14 protein-coding genes and 5 tRNA genes are annotated in these 12,592 nt (G+C 65.8%); 3 read left to right on the forward strand and 16 right to left on the reverse strand.

Features of this window, described 5'->3' with window-relative positions; genetic code table 11:
* Positions 1 to 2: 2 nt before the first annotated feature.
* The 9 genes from rplK to ACN9M2_RS14765 form a co-directional block, all read right to left on the reverse strand.
* Complete coding sequence (gene rplK, locus ACN9M2_RS14725) at positions 3 to 431, reverse strand: 50S ribosomal protein L11 (RefSeq protein ID WP_306849829.1); 429 nt, start codon at positions 429 to 431, stop codon at positions 3 to 5.
* Positions 432 to 633: 202 nt separating this feature from the next.
* On the reverse strand, positions 634 to 1,194 hold the full coding sequence (gene nusG / locus ACN9M2_RS14730; protein ID WP_306849827.1) for a transcription termination/antitermination protein NusG: 561 nt from the start codon (positions 1,192 to 1,194) through the stop codon (positions 634 to 636).
* Between the two features lie 8 nt (positions 1,195 to 1,202).
* On the reverse strand, positions 1,203 to 1,568 hold the full coding sequence (secE, locus tag ACN9M2_RS14735) for a preprotein translocase subunit SecE (RefSeq protein WP_426285406.1): 366 nt from the start codon (positions 1,566 to 1,568) through the stop codon (positions 1,203 to 1,205).
* Positions 1,569 to 1,611: 43 nt separating this feature from the next.
* Positions 1,612 to 1,687, reverse strand: a tRNA-Trp gene (locus ACN9M2_RS14740).
* 96 nt (positions 1,688 to 1,783) lie between these two features.
* Positions 1,784 to 2,974 (reverse strand): elongation factor Tu, encoded by a 1,191-nt coding sequence (gene tuf, locus ACN9M2_RS14745; RefSeq protein WP_426285401.1) that lies wholly within the window; start codon positions 2,972 to 2,974, stop codon positions 1,784 to 1,786.
* Positions 2,975 to 3,037: 63 nt separating this feature from the next.
* Positions 3,038 to 3,113: transfer RNA gene (locus ACN9M2_RS14750), tRNA-Thr, on the reverse strand.
* 26 nt (positions 3,114 to 3,139) lie between these two features.
* A tRNA-Gly gene (locus tag ACN9M2_RS14755) sits at positions 3,140 to 3,213 on the reverse strand.
* Positions 3,214 to 3,230: 17 nt separating this feature from the next.
* Positions 3,231 to 3,316, reverse strand: a tRNA-Tyr gene (locus tag ACN9M2_RS14760).
* 199 nt (positions 3,317 to 3,515) lie between these two features.
* Complete coding sequence (locus ACN9M2_RS14765; protein WP_426285407.1) at positions 3,516 to 4,001, reverse strand: acyl-CoA thioesterase; 486 nt, start codon at positions 3,999 to 4,001, stop codon at positions 3,516 to 3,518.
* 102 nt (positions 4,002 to 4,103) lie between these two features.
* Between ACN9M2_RS14765 and ACN9M2_RS14770 the strand changes: the two genes are divergently transcribed.
* The 3 genes from ACN9M2_RS14770 to ACN9M2_RS14780 are packed head-to-tail and all read left to right on the forward strand — an operon-like array spanning position 4,104 to position 6,797.
* A complete protein-coding gene (locus ACN9M2_RS14770; RefSeq protein ID WP_426285408.1) occupies positions 4,104 to 6,017 on the forward strand; it encodes a SpoIIE family protein phosphatase in 1,914 nt (637 codons plus the stop codon).
* Complete coding sequence (locus tag ACN9M2_RS14775; protein ID WP_426285409.1) at positions 5,998 to 6,417, forward strand: ATP-binding protein; 420 nt, start codon at positions 5,998 to 6,000, stop codon at positions 6,415 to 6,417. Before ACN9M2_RS14770 ends, ACN9M2_RS14775 begins: the two co-directional genes overlap by 20 nt.
* Positions 6,414 to 6,797 carry an STAS domain-containing protein gene (locus ACN9M2_RS14780; protein WP_426285410.1) on the forward strand — a complete coding sequence of 128 codons (384 nt, stop codon included), beginning with the start codon at positions 6,414 to 6,416 and terminating at the stop codon, positions 6,795 to 6,797. Before ACN9M2_RS14775 ends, ACN9M2_RS14780 begins: the two co-directional genes overlap by 4 nt.
* A gap of 23 nt (positions 6,798 to 6,820) precedes the next feature.
* Here the strand turns inward: ACN9M2_RS14780 and ACN9M2_RS14785 are convergent, their stop codons facing one another.
* The 7 genes from ACN9M2_RS14785 to ispE all read right to left on the reverse strand — a co-directional run bounded on the left by ACN9M2_RS14785 (position 6,821) and on the right by ispE (position 12,540).
* Positions 6,821 to 7,288: a MarR family winged helix-turn-helix transcriptional regulator gene (locus tag ACN9M2_RS14785; RefSeq protein ID WP_426285411.1), complete on the reverse strand. Its 468-nt coding sequence runs from the start codon at positions 7,286 to 7,288 to the stop codon at positions 6,821 to 6,823.
* 181 nt (positions 7,289 to 7,469) lie between these two features.
* On the reverse strand, positions 7,470 to 8,561 hold the full coding sequence (gene ychF / locus ACN9M2_RS14790; protein WP_426285412.1) for a redox-regulated ATPase YchF: 1,092 nt from the start codon (positions 8,559 to 8,561) through the stop codon (positions 7,470 to 7,472).
* Positions 8,562 to 8,595: 34 nt separating this feature from the next.
* Positions 8,596 to 9,174, reverse strand: coding sequence for an aminoacyl-tRNA hydrolase (gene pth, locus ACN9M2_RS14795; protein ID WP_371023369.1), 579 nt, complete (start codon positions 9,172 to 9,174; stop codon positions 8,596 to 8,598).
* A 103-nt stretch (positions 9,175 to 9,277) separates the two neighbouring features.
* Positions 9,278 to 9,919, reverse strand: a complete 642-nt coding sequence (locus ACN9M2_RS14800; protein ID WP_426285413.1) for a 50S ribosomal protein L25/general stress protein Ctc — start codon at positions 9,917 to 9,919, stop codon at positions 9,278 to 9,280.
* A gap of 79 nt (positions 9,920 to 9,998) precedes the next feature.
* Entirely contained in the window at positions 9,999 to 10,937 is a 939-nt protein-coding gene (locus ACN9M2_RS14805) for a ribose-phosphate diphosphokinase (RefSeq protein WP_306850676.1), read from the reverse strand.
* 71 nt (positions 10,938 to 11,008) lie between these two features.
* Positions 11,009 to 11,085 (reverse strand) — tRNA-Gln (locus ACN9M2_RS14810).
* A gap of 66 nt (positions 11,086 to 11,151) precedes the next feature.
* Complete coding sequence (gene ispE / locus ACN9M2_RS14815) at positions 11,152 to 12,540, reverse strand: 4-(cytidine 5'-diphospho)-2-C-methyl-D-erythritol kinase (RefSeq protein WP_426285414.1); 1,389 nt, start codon at positions 12,538 to 12,540, stop codon at positions 11,152 to 11,154.
* Positions 12,541 to 12,592: the final 52 nt, after the last annotated feature.

A 12,592-nucleotide genomic window follows, 5' to 3' on the forward strand; every position in this document is an offset into this window, starting at 1 on the left:
TCTTAACCCTCCACCACCAGACCCATGGAACGCGCGCTGCCGGCGATCGTACGCACGGCGGCATCCAGATCGGCAGCCGTGAGATCCGGCTCCTTCTGCTTCGCGATGTCCTCGAGCTGGGCACGGGTGACCTTGCCCACCTTGTCGGTGTTCGGCTTCGGCGAGCCCTTCGCCACGCCCGTGATCTTCTTGAGAAGGATCGAGGCCGGCGGGGTCTTCGTGATGAAGGTGAAGGTACGATCCGAATAAGCCGTGATCACGACCGGGATCGGGAGACCCGGCTCGAGCTTCTGCGTGGCGGCATTGAACGCCTTGCAGAACTCCATGATGTTCAGGCCGCGCTGACCGAGCGCCGGACCGACCGGCGGCGACGGGTTCGCCTGGCCGGCCTTCACCTGCAACTTGATGTAACCAATGACTTTCTTTGCCATTTATCTTTCCTCGCGAGTGCTGGCGCCTTGCGGCTCCTCGCTGTAGACCGTCCGTGGAGGTGGTAGGGCCGCGCCTGCGAACCCCTGAAACACGGACACGCCGGAGCACAAGGCTCCAGCGTGAACCGGGCATTATAGGCGTCCGACCCGGGTTAAGCAAACCCCATGCCGAATGGGCTGGCCTGGGCCAGCCAGAAGGCCGTCAGGCCTTCTCCACCTGGCCGAACTCGAGCTCGACCGGGGTAGAACGACCGAAAATGAGCACCGCGACACGCAGGCGGCTCTTTTCGTAATTGACTTCTTCGACCACGCCGTTGAAGTCGTTGAACGGACCGTCGGTGACGCGAACCATCTCGCCTGGCTCGAAGAGGACCTTCGGGCGGGGCTTTTCGACACCCTCACGGACGCGGCTCAGGATGGCCTCGGCCTCGCTGTCGCGGATCGGGTGCGGACGGTCGGCGGTACCGCCGATGAAACCCATGACTTTCGGTGTTTCCTTGACCAGATGCCAGCATTCGTCGTCGATACGCGGCGTCTTGCCACTGGTATCGGTCTCGATCTGGACCAGGACATAACCGGGGAAGAACTTGCGCTCGCTGCGACGCTTCTGGCCGCCGCGCATCTCGATGACTTCCTCGGTCGGAACCAGGATCTCACCGAACTTCTCTTCCATGCCCTCGCGCTTGACGCGCTCGTCGAGGGCCTTGCGAACCTGCTGCTCGAACCCCGAATAGGCGTGAACCACGTACCAGCGCTTGCTCATGCCTTACCTCAATGTCCGAGTTTCAGCAGCCAATCGAGCACGAGCGACTTCAGCAACCAGTCGATCAGCCCCATCAACAGCGAAAGAATGACGACGACCACCATGATGATACCAGTGGTCTTCAGCGTTTCGTCGCGCGACGGCCAGACGACCTTGCGCAACTCGAACTGCGATTCGGCGACAAAGCCGCGCAGCTTGCGACCCGGGGCCGTGAAGGCGCCGATCGCCAGGGCGGCCGCGACAGCGACGAGCACACCAACGACGCGCGCAAACGACGGCACGCTCGGGTTATCGCTGAAATAGTAGAAACCGACGATGCCTGCGGCGAGCACGACCAGCGCAAGCGCCAGCTTGCCGATGTCGGCCGGGCCCAAACCCTTGGCTTCTTGTGCCTTCGTATTCATGCGCACTCAAGAGTGGCACGCCAGGAGGGACTCGAACCCCCAACCTGCGGTTTTGGAGACCGCTGCTCTGCCAATTGAGCTACTGGCGTACAGGTAAAACAGTGGAACCGCGAAGGCGGGCGGTCAATGACCCACCCGCCCCGCGACCGGGTGCCGATCCCACAGGACCGGCATCGCTTGTCTTCTTACTTGTTGATCTTGGAGACGACGCCGGCGCCGACGGTACGACCGCCTTCGCGGATCGCGAAGCGCAGGCCTTCGTCCATCGCGATCGGGAAGCCCAGCTTGACGCTGATCTTCACGTTGTCGCCCGGCATCACCATCTCCACGCCTTCCGGCAGCGTGATCGAACCGGTCACGTCCGTCGTGCGGAAGTAGAACTGCGGACGGTAGTTGCTGAAGAACGGCGTGTGACGGCCACCCTCGTCCTTCGACAGGATGTACACCTCACCCTCGAACTCCGTGTGCGGCGTCACCGAACCCGGCTTGGCCAGCACCTGGCCACGCTCGACGTCTTCACGCTTCAGACCACGAACCAGCACGCCGACGTTGTCACCGGCCTGACCCTGGTCCAGCAGCTTGCGGAACATCTCCACGCCCGTCACCGTCGTGGTCTGGGTGTCCTTCAGACCGACCACTTCGGCCGGGTCACCCACCTTGACGATGCCGCGCTCGACGCGACCGGTCAGCACCGTGCCACGACCCGAGATCGAGAACACGTCTTCCACCGGCAGCAGGAACGGCTTGTCGATGTCGCGCTCCGGCTCCGGAATCCAGCTGTCCAGCGCATCGACCAGCTTGATGATCGACGGCACGCCGATCTCCGACTGGTCACCGTCCAGCGCCAGACGCGCCGAACCGTGGACGATCGGCGTGTCGTCGCCCGGGAACTCGTACTTCGACAGCAGCTCGCGCACTTCCATCTCGACCAGCTCGAGCAGCTCGGCGTCGTCCACCATGTCGGCCTTGTTCAGGAACACGACGATGTACGGCACGCCCACCTGGCGCGACAGCAGGATGTGCTCACGCGTCTGCGGCATCGGGCCGTCCGCGGCCGAGCACACCAGGATCGCGCCGTCCATCTGCGCCGCACCCGTGATCATGTTCTTCACGTAGTCCGCGTGCCCCGGGCAATCGACGTGGCCGTAGTGGCGCTTGGGCGATTCGTATTCCACGTGCGCGGTCGAGATCGTGATACCGCGCGCCTTCTCTTCCGGCGCCGCGTCGATCGAACCGTAGTCCTTGAACTCGCCGCCAAAACGCTCGGCGCCAATCTTCGTCAGCGCAGCCGTCAGCGTGGTCTTGCCGTGATCGACGTGACCGATGGTGCCGACGTTGACGTGCGGCTTCTTACGTTCGAACTTACCCTTTGCCATGAGCGCTAAACTCCGCTGGAGCCAATGAGATAGTAAAAAAGGAACCGCCGCGGACGACGAAGATGGTGCTCATGACTGGAATCGAACCAGCGACCTCTTCCTTACCAAGGAAGTGCTCTACCGACTGAGCTACATGAGCACGTGACGCAGCGCGCGTGAGAACAATGGAGCGGGAGACGGGAATCGAACCCGCACAATCAGCTTGGAAGGCTGAAGTTCTACCATTGAACTACTCCCGCACTACGCGGAACTCGTCTGGTGGAGGAAGGTGGATTCGAACCACCGAAGGCGTAAGCCAGCAGATTTACAGTCTGCCCCCGTTGGCCGCTTGGGTATTCCTCCAACAAAGAACGCCTATTGTCGCGAGCGTCCCGGAAACTGTCAACAACTTCCGCACGCTGAAATCACATGCGGCAGCGGCTTCCGAACGCCGTGACACCCTGCCGGGACGGGTACCTGGCAAGGGGGCCGCGCAGTGTAGCGGCGGGTTCGGGGGAAGTGAAGTGTTTGTGCGAAGTGAATCGCCGACCCTGTCGGCGGTTCAGGCCTCGCGGGTGGCGCGGACCAGCGGCTCCATCGCACGCGACATCTCCATCAGCTTGAGCGCGTATTCCTGCAGACGCCGGTCCTTCTCTTCGACGGGCGTCCAGGGCGGTACCGGCGTGGGCTTGCCACCGTCGGGCTTGTCCAGCGCCACGAAGACCATCACGCAGCTGGTGGCGAGTCGCTCTTCACCGCTGCGCAGGTCGCGCGCGAGCACGTCCACCGAGAGGTGCATGCTCGAGGTGCCGGTGTGGATCAGTCGTGCCCGCACCGTGACCAGGTCGCCGATCAGGATGGGGGCGAGGAACTGGATGCCGCTGACCGATGCGGTGACGCAATAGGCGCCACTCCAGCCCACCGCGCAGGCGTAGCCTGCCTGGTCGAGCCACTTCATCGCCATGCCACCATGGACCTTGCCGCCGAAGTTCACATCGGTCGGTTGGGCCAGGAAGCGGAACTCGACCTCGCGCTGGGTGCCGGACATGCCCTTACCTGTCTGGGAAAAGATCACATTATGACGCTCCGGCAGCTTGTGGGGCCGCCCGGGGCAGCATAGATTCCGAGGCATAGCCCACTGGAGCGCTCTATGGTCCTTCGCAGCGTCGCCTCGCGGCTCGCCCTGGGAGTTCTCCTGGGGTCGGCGATCGTCCTGGTCGTCACAGGCGGGCTGATGCTGTCGCATACCCGGGAACAGATCCTCAAGCAGACGGAACGCGAGGCCGCAGCCGTCTCAGGCTGGGCTGCGACACGGATAAAGGGCCGTATCGACGGCGTCGCCAAGGTGTCCCAGGTTCTCGCCGGCATCCTGGGCACGCGCCGGGACGAAGCACCCGCCCTGATCCGGGACACCCTCGCGGTCAATCCGGAACTGGTCGACATCACCGCCGCCTTCATCCCGCGCAACACGGATGCGCCCCGCGACGAGGACGCCCCGGTGGCCCGGCGCGCGATAGACGGCAAGCTGAGCATGGGCAGCCGCCTGGCCGACCCCGAGCTGTACTGGCGAGCGCCATGGTTCGTCCGCGGACTGAACTGCGAACGTGGATGCTGGCAGGCACCCTTCCATTCGGTGGACCGCAGCGATCCGCTCGTGGGTTATTCCGTCGCCATCCCCGGCAAGCCCCAGTCCGTGATCGGCGTCGCCGACGCCACCATCAGCCTCGGCTGGCTACAGCAACTGCTGGGAGAGCTGAACAAACCGGAGCACGCCTCGGCCTTCGTCATCGACACCAGCGGCGAGTTCCTCGCTCACGACTGGACCTCCTACATCGGCACGCGCGGCAGCAAGCCGCTGCTCGCGGCCATCGCCGAGGGGCGCAACCCGGTCAGGATCACGCCCGAGATGGGTGGCCGGGTCAGCGAGCCGGTATGGGTCTACTTCGTCCCGATTTCCGGCACCAGTTGGACCTTCGGCCTGACGATGCCAGAGCGGCAGGTCCTGGCCGATCTTCGCCAGGCCTACGCGGTGGACATCCTCCTCGGTGTTCTCGCACTGGCCGGCGTCTCCCTCATCGCACTGGTCATCACGCGGCGGCTGATGGCCCCGCTGGTAGTCCTCTCCGAGCGCGTCGAGGACGTCGCGCGCGGCGAACTCGACTTCGCGCTGCCCCAGCTGCGGCGCAACGACGAGGTGGGCCGACTCACGCGTGCGTTCGACCAGATGCGACACCAGCTGGCGGGTCACATCGACACGGCCAAGCGCATCGCCCGCGAGCAGGAGCGCATGACCAGCGAACTGGAGATCGCCCGGCAGATCCAGTTGGCCCTGATCCCCGAGCCGCACTGGCTGGCGGCGGACGGCCGTATCGAACTGCATGCCGCGCTGCGCCCGGCGAGCGCGGTGGGTGGCGACCTGTACACCTATTTCACCCTCGGTGCGCGGCATGTCTGCGTCATGGTGGGCGATGTCTCGGACAAGGGCATCCCCGCCGCGCTGTTCATGGCACGCACGATCACCCTCGCGCGCACTCTCGCCACCCATGCCCGATCGCCCAGTGACATCCTGGGTGCGCTGAACCGGGAGCTTTGCAAAGGCAACGACACCTGCATGTTCGTCACCCTGCTTTGCGGTGTCGTCGAAACCGAGACCGGACTGCTCACGCTGGCCAGCGCCGGCCACGAGCAACCGGTGCTGCACGCCGGGGGCAGCGCGATCCTGGTGGACGTGGAAACCGGGCCGGCGCTCGGCCTGGACCGCGAAGCGCGCTACCCTGTGCGGGTACTTACGCTGCTTGGGGGCGATACCTTGCTCATGTACACCGATGGCGTCAGCGAGGCGCATGCGGGAAACCAGCGCCTTTACGGCACCCATGCGATCCTCGACAGTGTCGCACGCATCGAGGATGGCGCCGCGCCGGAAGCCTACGTGGAACGTGTCCTCGGCGACGTCGACGCCTATGTGGACGGGGCCGCCGCCTACGACGACATCGCCCTGCTCGCGCTCACCTGGCACGACAGCGGTGCCGAGGGAGTCCGCCTCGATGCGGCTGCGCATTCCTAACCGGCTCGAGGATGTCTTCCTCGCGCTGGACCGGGCCGAAGGCACGCTGGACCGTGCCGAGATCGATCCCGCCTGCCGCGCGGACGTACGCCTCGTGCTCGAGGAACTGCTGGTGAACACGGTGCGCCACGGTTACCCGGACGGGCGCGACGGCAGCATCGAGATCACGCTCCGGATCAAGGCCGATGCGGTCCACCTGGAATTGCGCGACGATGCCATGGCGTTCGATCCGTTCCAGCACGAGCCTCCACACCTTCCCGGGGACATCGCGCGCCGCGATATCGGCGGTCTCGGGTTGCACCTGGCTCGCAGCATCGCCAGCGACTTCCACTATGCACGCGACGCACACGGCAATCGTGTCGTCATCCGCTTCGACCCTTTCGACGAGCCCGCCACATGACCCTCATCGTCCGCAGCGAAAGTCCGACCACCGACCGCAGCACCGTGTGGCTCGAAGGGCGGCTCGATGCCGCGACGTTCGCCGCGTTCGACGAGGCGATGCGCGACATCACGCCACTGGTCGACAACGGCGGCACCCTGGTCATCGACCTGTCGGCGCTGGAATACATCAGCAGCGCCGGGCTGCGCAGCCTCGCGCAACTGCGCAAGCAGATGCACGATCGCGAGGGCCGCACGCTGCTGCTCAACCCGCAACCGCAGGTCAAGAAGGTTTTCGACATCGTGAAGGCGGTGCCTGTCGCCGAGGTGTTCGCCAACGTGACGGAACTCGACCTGTACCTCGACCACATGCAGCGGCAGATGACCGCGCCGGAAGGCTGAACCCTTATCGCCGAGGCAGGGCCTCAGCTCGCATTGCCGTCGATCAGGCTGGAGCGCAATGTTTCCAGTTGCCGCTTGAGCCCGCGCAACTCGTCGACCTCGCAGCCGGTCGCGCAGAAAACCTCTTCCGGCACATGGCTGGCGTTCTCGCGCAGTGCGCGGCCTTCGTCGGTCAGGGTGACGATGACCTGCCGCTCATCCCGCGTGCCGCGCGTACGTTGCACCAGGCCCGCCGATTGCAGGCGCTTGAGCAAGGGCGTGAGCGTGGCGGAATCGAGGTACAGGCGCTCGCCCAACTCCGAGACCGTGATCCCGTCGCCCTCCCACAGCACCAGCATGACCAGGTACTGCGGGTAGGTGAGGTCCAGCTTCGCCAGCAACTGGCGGTAGAGCTTGCCCATGGCCAGGTTCGCCGAATACAGCGCGAAGCACAGCTGCCCGTCGAGGGTACGCGGGGGCTCCAGGCCGGCTGGCAGGGACTTCTTGCTCATGATGCCAAGATAGGGTCGCCGAGATTAGATTGCAAGCGATTCAATTGCGTCTGATGCACCCTGGCCCGCTGCCGCGGGATCGCCGCTGAAGCGGCTCCCACAGGGCTCACAGGGCTCACAGGGCTCACAGGGCTCCACAGGGCTCCGAGGGGCCTTTCATGGGCTCCCGCGGAGATTCTGGTCAGACGTTGAAGCGGAAGTGCAGGATGTCGCCTTCCTTGACGAGGTACTCCTTGCCTTCCAGGCGCAGGCGGCCAGCTTCCTTCGCGCCCTGCTCGCCCTTGAACTTGATGAAGTCGTCGTAGGCGACCGTCTCGGCACGGATGAAACCGCGCTCGAAGTCGGTGTGGATGACCGCGGCGGCCTGCGGCGCGGTGGAGCCGGCGCGGACCTGCCAGGCGCGGACTTCCTTCTCGCCGGCGGTGAAATAGGTCTGCAGGCCGAGCAGCCTGTAGCCCGCGCGGATCACGCGGTTGAGGCCCGGTTCGTCGAGGCCCAGGTCCTTGAGGAACTCGTCGCGGTCGGCGTCTTCCAGCTGGGACAGCTCTTCCTCGATGGCCGCGCAGACGGGCACCACCTCGGCGCCCTCTTCCACGGCTCGGGCGCGCACGGCGTCCAGGTGCGGGTTGTTCTCGAAGCCGTCCTCCGCGACGTTCGCGATGTACATGAGCGGCTTCATGGTGATCAGGAACATGTCGCGGACGAGGGCTTTTTCCTCGGCGTCGAGGCCGGCGGCGCGCGCCGACTTGCCCTGGTCCAGGGCCTTGGCGAGCTTCTCGAGCACCGGCTTCCTCGCCAGGGCGTCCTTGTCGTTCGCCTTGGCCGAGCGGGTGGCGCGGTCGAGCGCCTTCAGCACGGCTTCCAGATCGGCCAGCGCCAGTTCCGTATCGATGGTCTCGATGTCGGCGATGGGATCGACCTTGTTCGCCACATGGATCACGTTGCCGTCTTCGAAGCAGCGAACGACGTGGGCGATGGCATCGGTCTCGCGGATATGAGCCAGGAACTTGTTGCCCAGGCCTTCACCCTTCGACGCGCCGGCGACCAGGCCCGCGATGTCGACGAACTCCATCGTGGTGGGGATCACGCGCTGCGGCTTCACGATGGTGGCCAGCTCGTCCAGGCGGGGATCGGGCACCGGCACGATGCCGGTGTTCGGCTCGATCGTGCAGAACGGGAAGTTGGCCGCGGCGATGCCGGCCTTGGTCAGCGCGTTGAACAGGGTGGACTTGCCGACGTTGGGAAGGCCGACGATGCCGCATTTGATGCCCATGGCGAATCTTGTGTCCGGTTGGTGTTGGGGGCGGTCAGGCGACCGTGTGCAGGCGCTTCATCGCCTCGTCGAACTTGCCGTCGAGCGCCAGGGGCAGCACGTCGAACGCGCGCCCGATGCCGTGCATGATGGCGTCCTCGTCGGCCGCGTTGGGGCGCCCGAGCACCCACGGGGTGACCTTGTCCTTGTGCCCCGGATGGCCGATGCCGATCCGCAGGCGATGGAACTTGCCGTGACCCAGGTGGGCCACGATGTCGCGCAATCCGTTCTGGCCGCCGTGGCCGCCATCGAACTTCATGCGGACGGTGCCGGGCGGGAGGTCCAGTTCGTCGTGGGCGACGAGGCACTCCTCCGGCGCGATCTTGTAGTAGCGCAGCGCCGAGGCGACGGCGATGCCACTCTTGTTCATGAACGTCGCGGGCTTGAGCAGCCAGACGGTGTCGCCCCCGATGCGCAGCTTGCAGGTCTCGCCATGCAGCTTGCCGTCGAAGGCCCAACGCTCCCCCTGGTCCATGGCCAGGGCATCGACACACCAGAACCCGGCGTTGTGCCGGGTCCTGACGTATTCGGCCCCGGGGTTACCGAGGCCGACAATAAGACGAAGCGTCGCCATTGTTCGCATCAGGCATGTGGGAGCCGATTCATCGGCGAAAAGCCAACGGAGCGGTGACGCCGTGGCGTCCATCGCCGCTGAAGCGGCTCCCACACGGTGCCGATTACTTCTTCTCGTCGGCCGGCGGGGTTTCGCCACCCTCGGCCGCTGCCGGGTCGACTTCTTCCTGGATCGAGGCCACGGTGACGACCGCGACGTCGTGCTCCTTGCCGAGGCCCAGTTCCGGGATTTCCACGCCGGCCGGCAGCTTGAGGTCGGACAGGTGGATGATGTCGCCGGCCTTCAGGTCGGCCAGGTCGAGTTCGATGAACTCCGGCAGGTTCTTCGGCAGGCACGAGACGGTCACTTCCGTCAGGTTGTGCGAGATCACCAGACCAGCGGTCTTGCCGGCCGGGGACTTCTCCTGGTTCAGGAAATGCACCGGAACGGCGACCTTGATGGCCTCGTTCTCGTTCACGCGCTGGAAGTCCATGTGCAGCATGAGCTGCTTGAACGGATGCTTCTGCCAGTCCTTGATCAGGACCTTCTGCTTCTTGCCGTCGACGGTCAGTTCGATCACCGACGAGTAGAACGACTCGAAACGCGAGCCGAGCAGCACGTCGTTGTGAAGGACCTGGATCGCCTGCGGGGCTTCGCCCGCGCCGTACACGATCGCCGGCACGTAGCCCGCGATGCGAAGGCGGCGGCTCGCACCCTTCCCTTCCACACTGCGGCTCGTGGCCGTGAGCTGATGATTGGTAGCCATGGTGTTGCCTCAAGTAAACCGCCTCGCGGCGGTGGGTAAAGGGCTCCCCCGCGACCAGGGGAGCCCGAAAAACGATGGATCAGTCGATGTAGAGCGAGCTCACCGATTCGCCGAAGGCGATGCGGCGGATCGTCTCCGCGAGTAGTTCCGCGACCGACAACTGGCGGATTTTCGCACAGTTACGGGCGTTATCGCGCAATGGCAGCGTATTGGTCACCACCAACTGGTCGAGCTGGGAGTGCTCCAGGTTGTCGATAGCCGCACCCGAGAGCACCGGATGCACGCAGTAGGCGACGACCTTGCGGGCGCCCTTTTCCTTCAACGCCGCCGCGGCGGCGCAGAGCGTGCCGGCGGTGTCGACGATGTCGTCCACCAGCACGCAGGTCTTGCCTTCCACGTCGCCGATGATGTTCATGACCGTGGCCACGTTCGCCTTCGGGCGGCGCTTGTCGATGATCGCGAGGTCGGCGTCGTCGAGGCGCTTGGCGAGCGCACGCGCACGCACCACGCCACCGACGTCCGGGCTGACCACGATCAGGTCGTCCATGCTGTGGTGACGCCAGATGTCGGCCAGGAGCACCGGCGAGGCGTACACGTTGTCGACCGGGATATCGAAGAATCCCTGGATCTGGTCCGCGTGCAGGTCGATCGTGAGCACGCGGTCCGCGCCGGCCGTGGCGATCATCTTGGCGGCCAGCTTCGCCGTGATCGGCACGCGCGCCGAACGCGGGCGGCGATCCTGGCGGGCGTAGCCGAAATACGGCATCACCGCGGTGACGCTGCCGGCCGAGGCGCGCTTGAGCGCGTCCACCAGGACCAGCAGGTCGAACAGGTTCTCCGCGCTGGGCGCACCCGTCGGCTGGATCACGAAGACTTCCTGCTTGCGCACGTTCTCTTCGATCTCGACCTGTGCCTCGCCATCGCTGAACCGGCCAACGAGGGCCTTGCCCAGCGGAATGCCGAGACGGGCGGCGACATCGTCGGCAAGCGCGCGGTGCGCATTGCCGCTGAACAGCATCGGGGTGGACGTATCCACGGAGGAACTCCTGGCGTGAGAGTGGGTTGGTTCGTCTTTGCCACCGCGAACGGTGGCTGGGGCGGCAGGATTCGAACCTGCGCATGCGGGAATCAAAATCCCGTGCCTTAACCAGCTTGGCGACGCCCCAACAATTCGTTCCAGCGAGCCGATCCGCTCGCCATGGCTTTGCCGCAGCCCGCGGCCCTACCCGTCCTTACGACACGATTCCCCTCGCCTCGATCCGGCCCCGCGCCACGAGCAGCGGTGAAGGATCGACGCCCGCCGCCACATGGGCGGTGAAGCCCCCGGGACAGCGCGAGGCGACGCCAAGCGCCGCCTCGTGGGTTCTCGTTTCCAGGAAGACGCAGCCGCCGCTGCCGGACAGGCGTGCATGGCCGAAGCCAGCCAGCCAGTCGAGCGCCGCGGCCACCCGCGGATGGCGCGCACGGACCACCGGTTCGAAGGCGTTCTCCGCCGAATCCCCGGAAACAAAGGACGAAATTGTCGCCCGCGGGGCGTTACGTGTCAATTCGGGAGCGGCGAACAGGGCCGCCGTGGGCACGTGTTCATGCGGGTCGATCACCACGTACCAGCGCCGAGGCAGCGACGTGGGAACGAGCCGCTCGCCCACGCCCTCGGCCCAGGCCGACCGCCCGCGGATGAAGACCGGCACGTCGGCGCCCAGCCTCAACCCCAACGCCGCCAGGGCGTCTTCGTCCAGACCCGTGCCCCAAAGGGCATTGAGCCCGACCAGGACGCTTGCCGCATCCGAGCTTCCGCCACCGAGGCCGCCTCCCATCGGGATGCGCTTGGACACCGCGATCTCCGCGCCCAGCGCCGTGCCGGTCTCCACCGCCAGCAGGCGGGCGGCGCGGACCGTGAGGTCGGCGTCCTCGGGGACGCCGGGCACGGGCGTCGGGCGGGCGATGGCGCCATCGGCACGGATGCGCAGGCGCACCTCGTCGCCCCAGTCCAGCAAGCGGAAAACGGTCTGCAACTCGTGGTAGCCATCCTCGCGGCGTCCGACGATGCGCAGGAACAGGTTGAGCTTCGCGGGCGCGGGCCACACCGTCCAGTCGCCCTCGGCCAGCGGTTCAAGCTCGCGGCTCATGAATACGCGCAGGTGGTCGGGGAAGCCATTCTCGCGGTCGCGCGCAAGGGCCCGGGCGAACACCGGGGCATGCTTGTCGACTACCCGGAACCCGTGTTTCGCGTAGAAGGGCGCGTTCCAGGGCACGTCGGCGAGGGTGCCGAGATCCACACGCGTATAACCGGCCTCGCGAGCCCACGCGCAGGCGTGTTCGAGCAACGCGGCACCGACGCCCTTGCCACCGAAGGCGGGCAACACGTCGATCTCGGCGACACCAATGGCATCGGCCGCGCCATCGGTATCGAGGCAGACGAAACCGATGACCTCGTCTTTCACCGAAGCGACCCAGACCAGGCCCCGCGCGATCAGCTGACGGACGATGTCCGGCGGCAAGGCCATCTGCGAATACGACGGCCACGCCTCGTGCCCACGGAACAGCTCGACCGCCGCGCGCTCGATCGCGCACAAATGCTCGGCATCGTCGTCGTGGGCGCGGGTGATGGTGAAATGCATGGGGGAAGGGCCGGCTCGGAAGGCGCGGAGTATACCGGCGCGCTTCGCGTGG

Origin of the sequence: Luteibacter sp. E-22 (assembly GCF_049913125.1) — a bacterium.
GTDB lineage: Bacteria > Pseudomonadota > Gammaproteobacteria > Xanthomonadales > Rhodanobacteraceae > Luteibacter.

Excerpts from the sequence above, each read along its gene's own strand:
- rplK (WP_306849829.1), bottom strand. The coding sequence starts at position 431 with ATGGCAAAGAAAGTCATTGGTTACATCAAGTTGCAGGTGAAGGCCGGC.
- nusG (WP_306849827.1), bottom strand. The coding sequence starts at position 1,194 with ATGAGCAAGCGCTGGTACGTGGTTCACGCCTATTCGGGGTTCGAGCAG.
- tuf (WP_426285401.1), bottom strand. The coding sequence starts at position 2,974 with ATGGCAAAGGGTAAGTTCGAACGTAAGAAGCCGCACGTCAACGTCGGC.
- ACN9M2_RS14765 (WP_426285407.1), bottom strand. The coding sequence starts at position 4,001 with ATGTCCGGCACCCAGCGCGAGGTCGAGTTCCGCTTCCTGGCCCAACCG.
- ACN9M2_RS14770 (WP_426285408.1), top strand. The coding sequence starts at position 4,104 with ATGGTCCTTCGCAGCGTCGCCTCGCGGCTCGCCCTGGGAGTTCTCCTG.
- ACN9M2_RS14775 (WP_426285409.1), top strand. The coding sequence starts at position 5,998 with ATGCGGCTGCGCATTCCTAACCGGCTCGAGGATGTCTTCCTCGCGCTG.
- ACN9M2_RS14780 (WP_426285410.1), top strand. The coding sequence starts at position 6,414 with ATGACCCTCATCGTCCGCAGCGAAAGTCCGACCACCGACCGCAGCACC.
- ACN9M2_RS14785 (WP_426285411.1), bottom strand. The coding sequence starts at position 7,288 with ATGAGCAAGAAGTCCCTGCCAGCCGGCCTGGAGCCCCCGCGTACCCTC.
- ychF (WP_426285412.1), bottom strand. The coding sequence starts at position 8,561 with ATGGGCATCAAATGCGGCATCGTCGGCCTTCCCAACGTCGGCAAGTCC.
- pth (WP_371023369.1), bottom strand. The coding sequence starts at position 9,174 with ATGGCGACGCTTCGTCTTATTGTCGGCCTCGGTAACCCCGGGGCCGAA.
- ACN9M2_RS14800 (WP_426285413.1), bottom strand. The coding sequence starts at position 9,919 with ATGGCTACCAATCATCAGCTCACGGCCACGAGCCGCAGTGTGGAAGGG.
- ACN9M2_RS14805 (WP_306850676.1), bottom strand. The coding sequence starts at position 10,937 with ATGCTGTTCAGCGGCAATGCGCACCGCGCGCTTGCCGACGATGTCGCC.
- ispE (WP_426285414.1), bottom strand. The coding sequence starts at position 12,540 with ATGCATTTCACCATCACCCGCGCCCACGACGACGATGCCGAGCATTTG.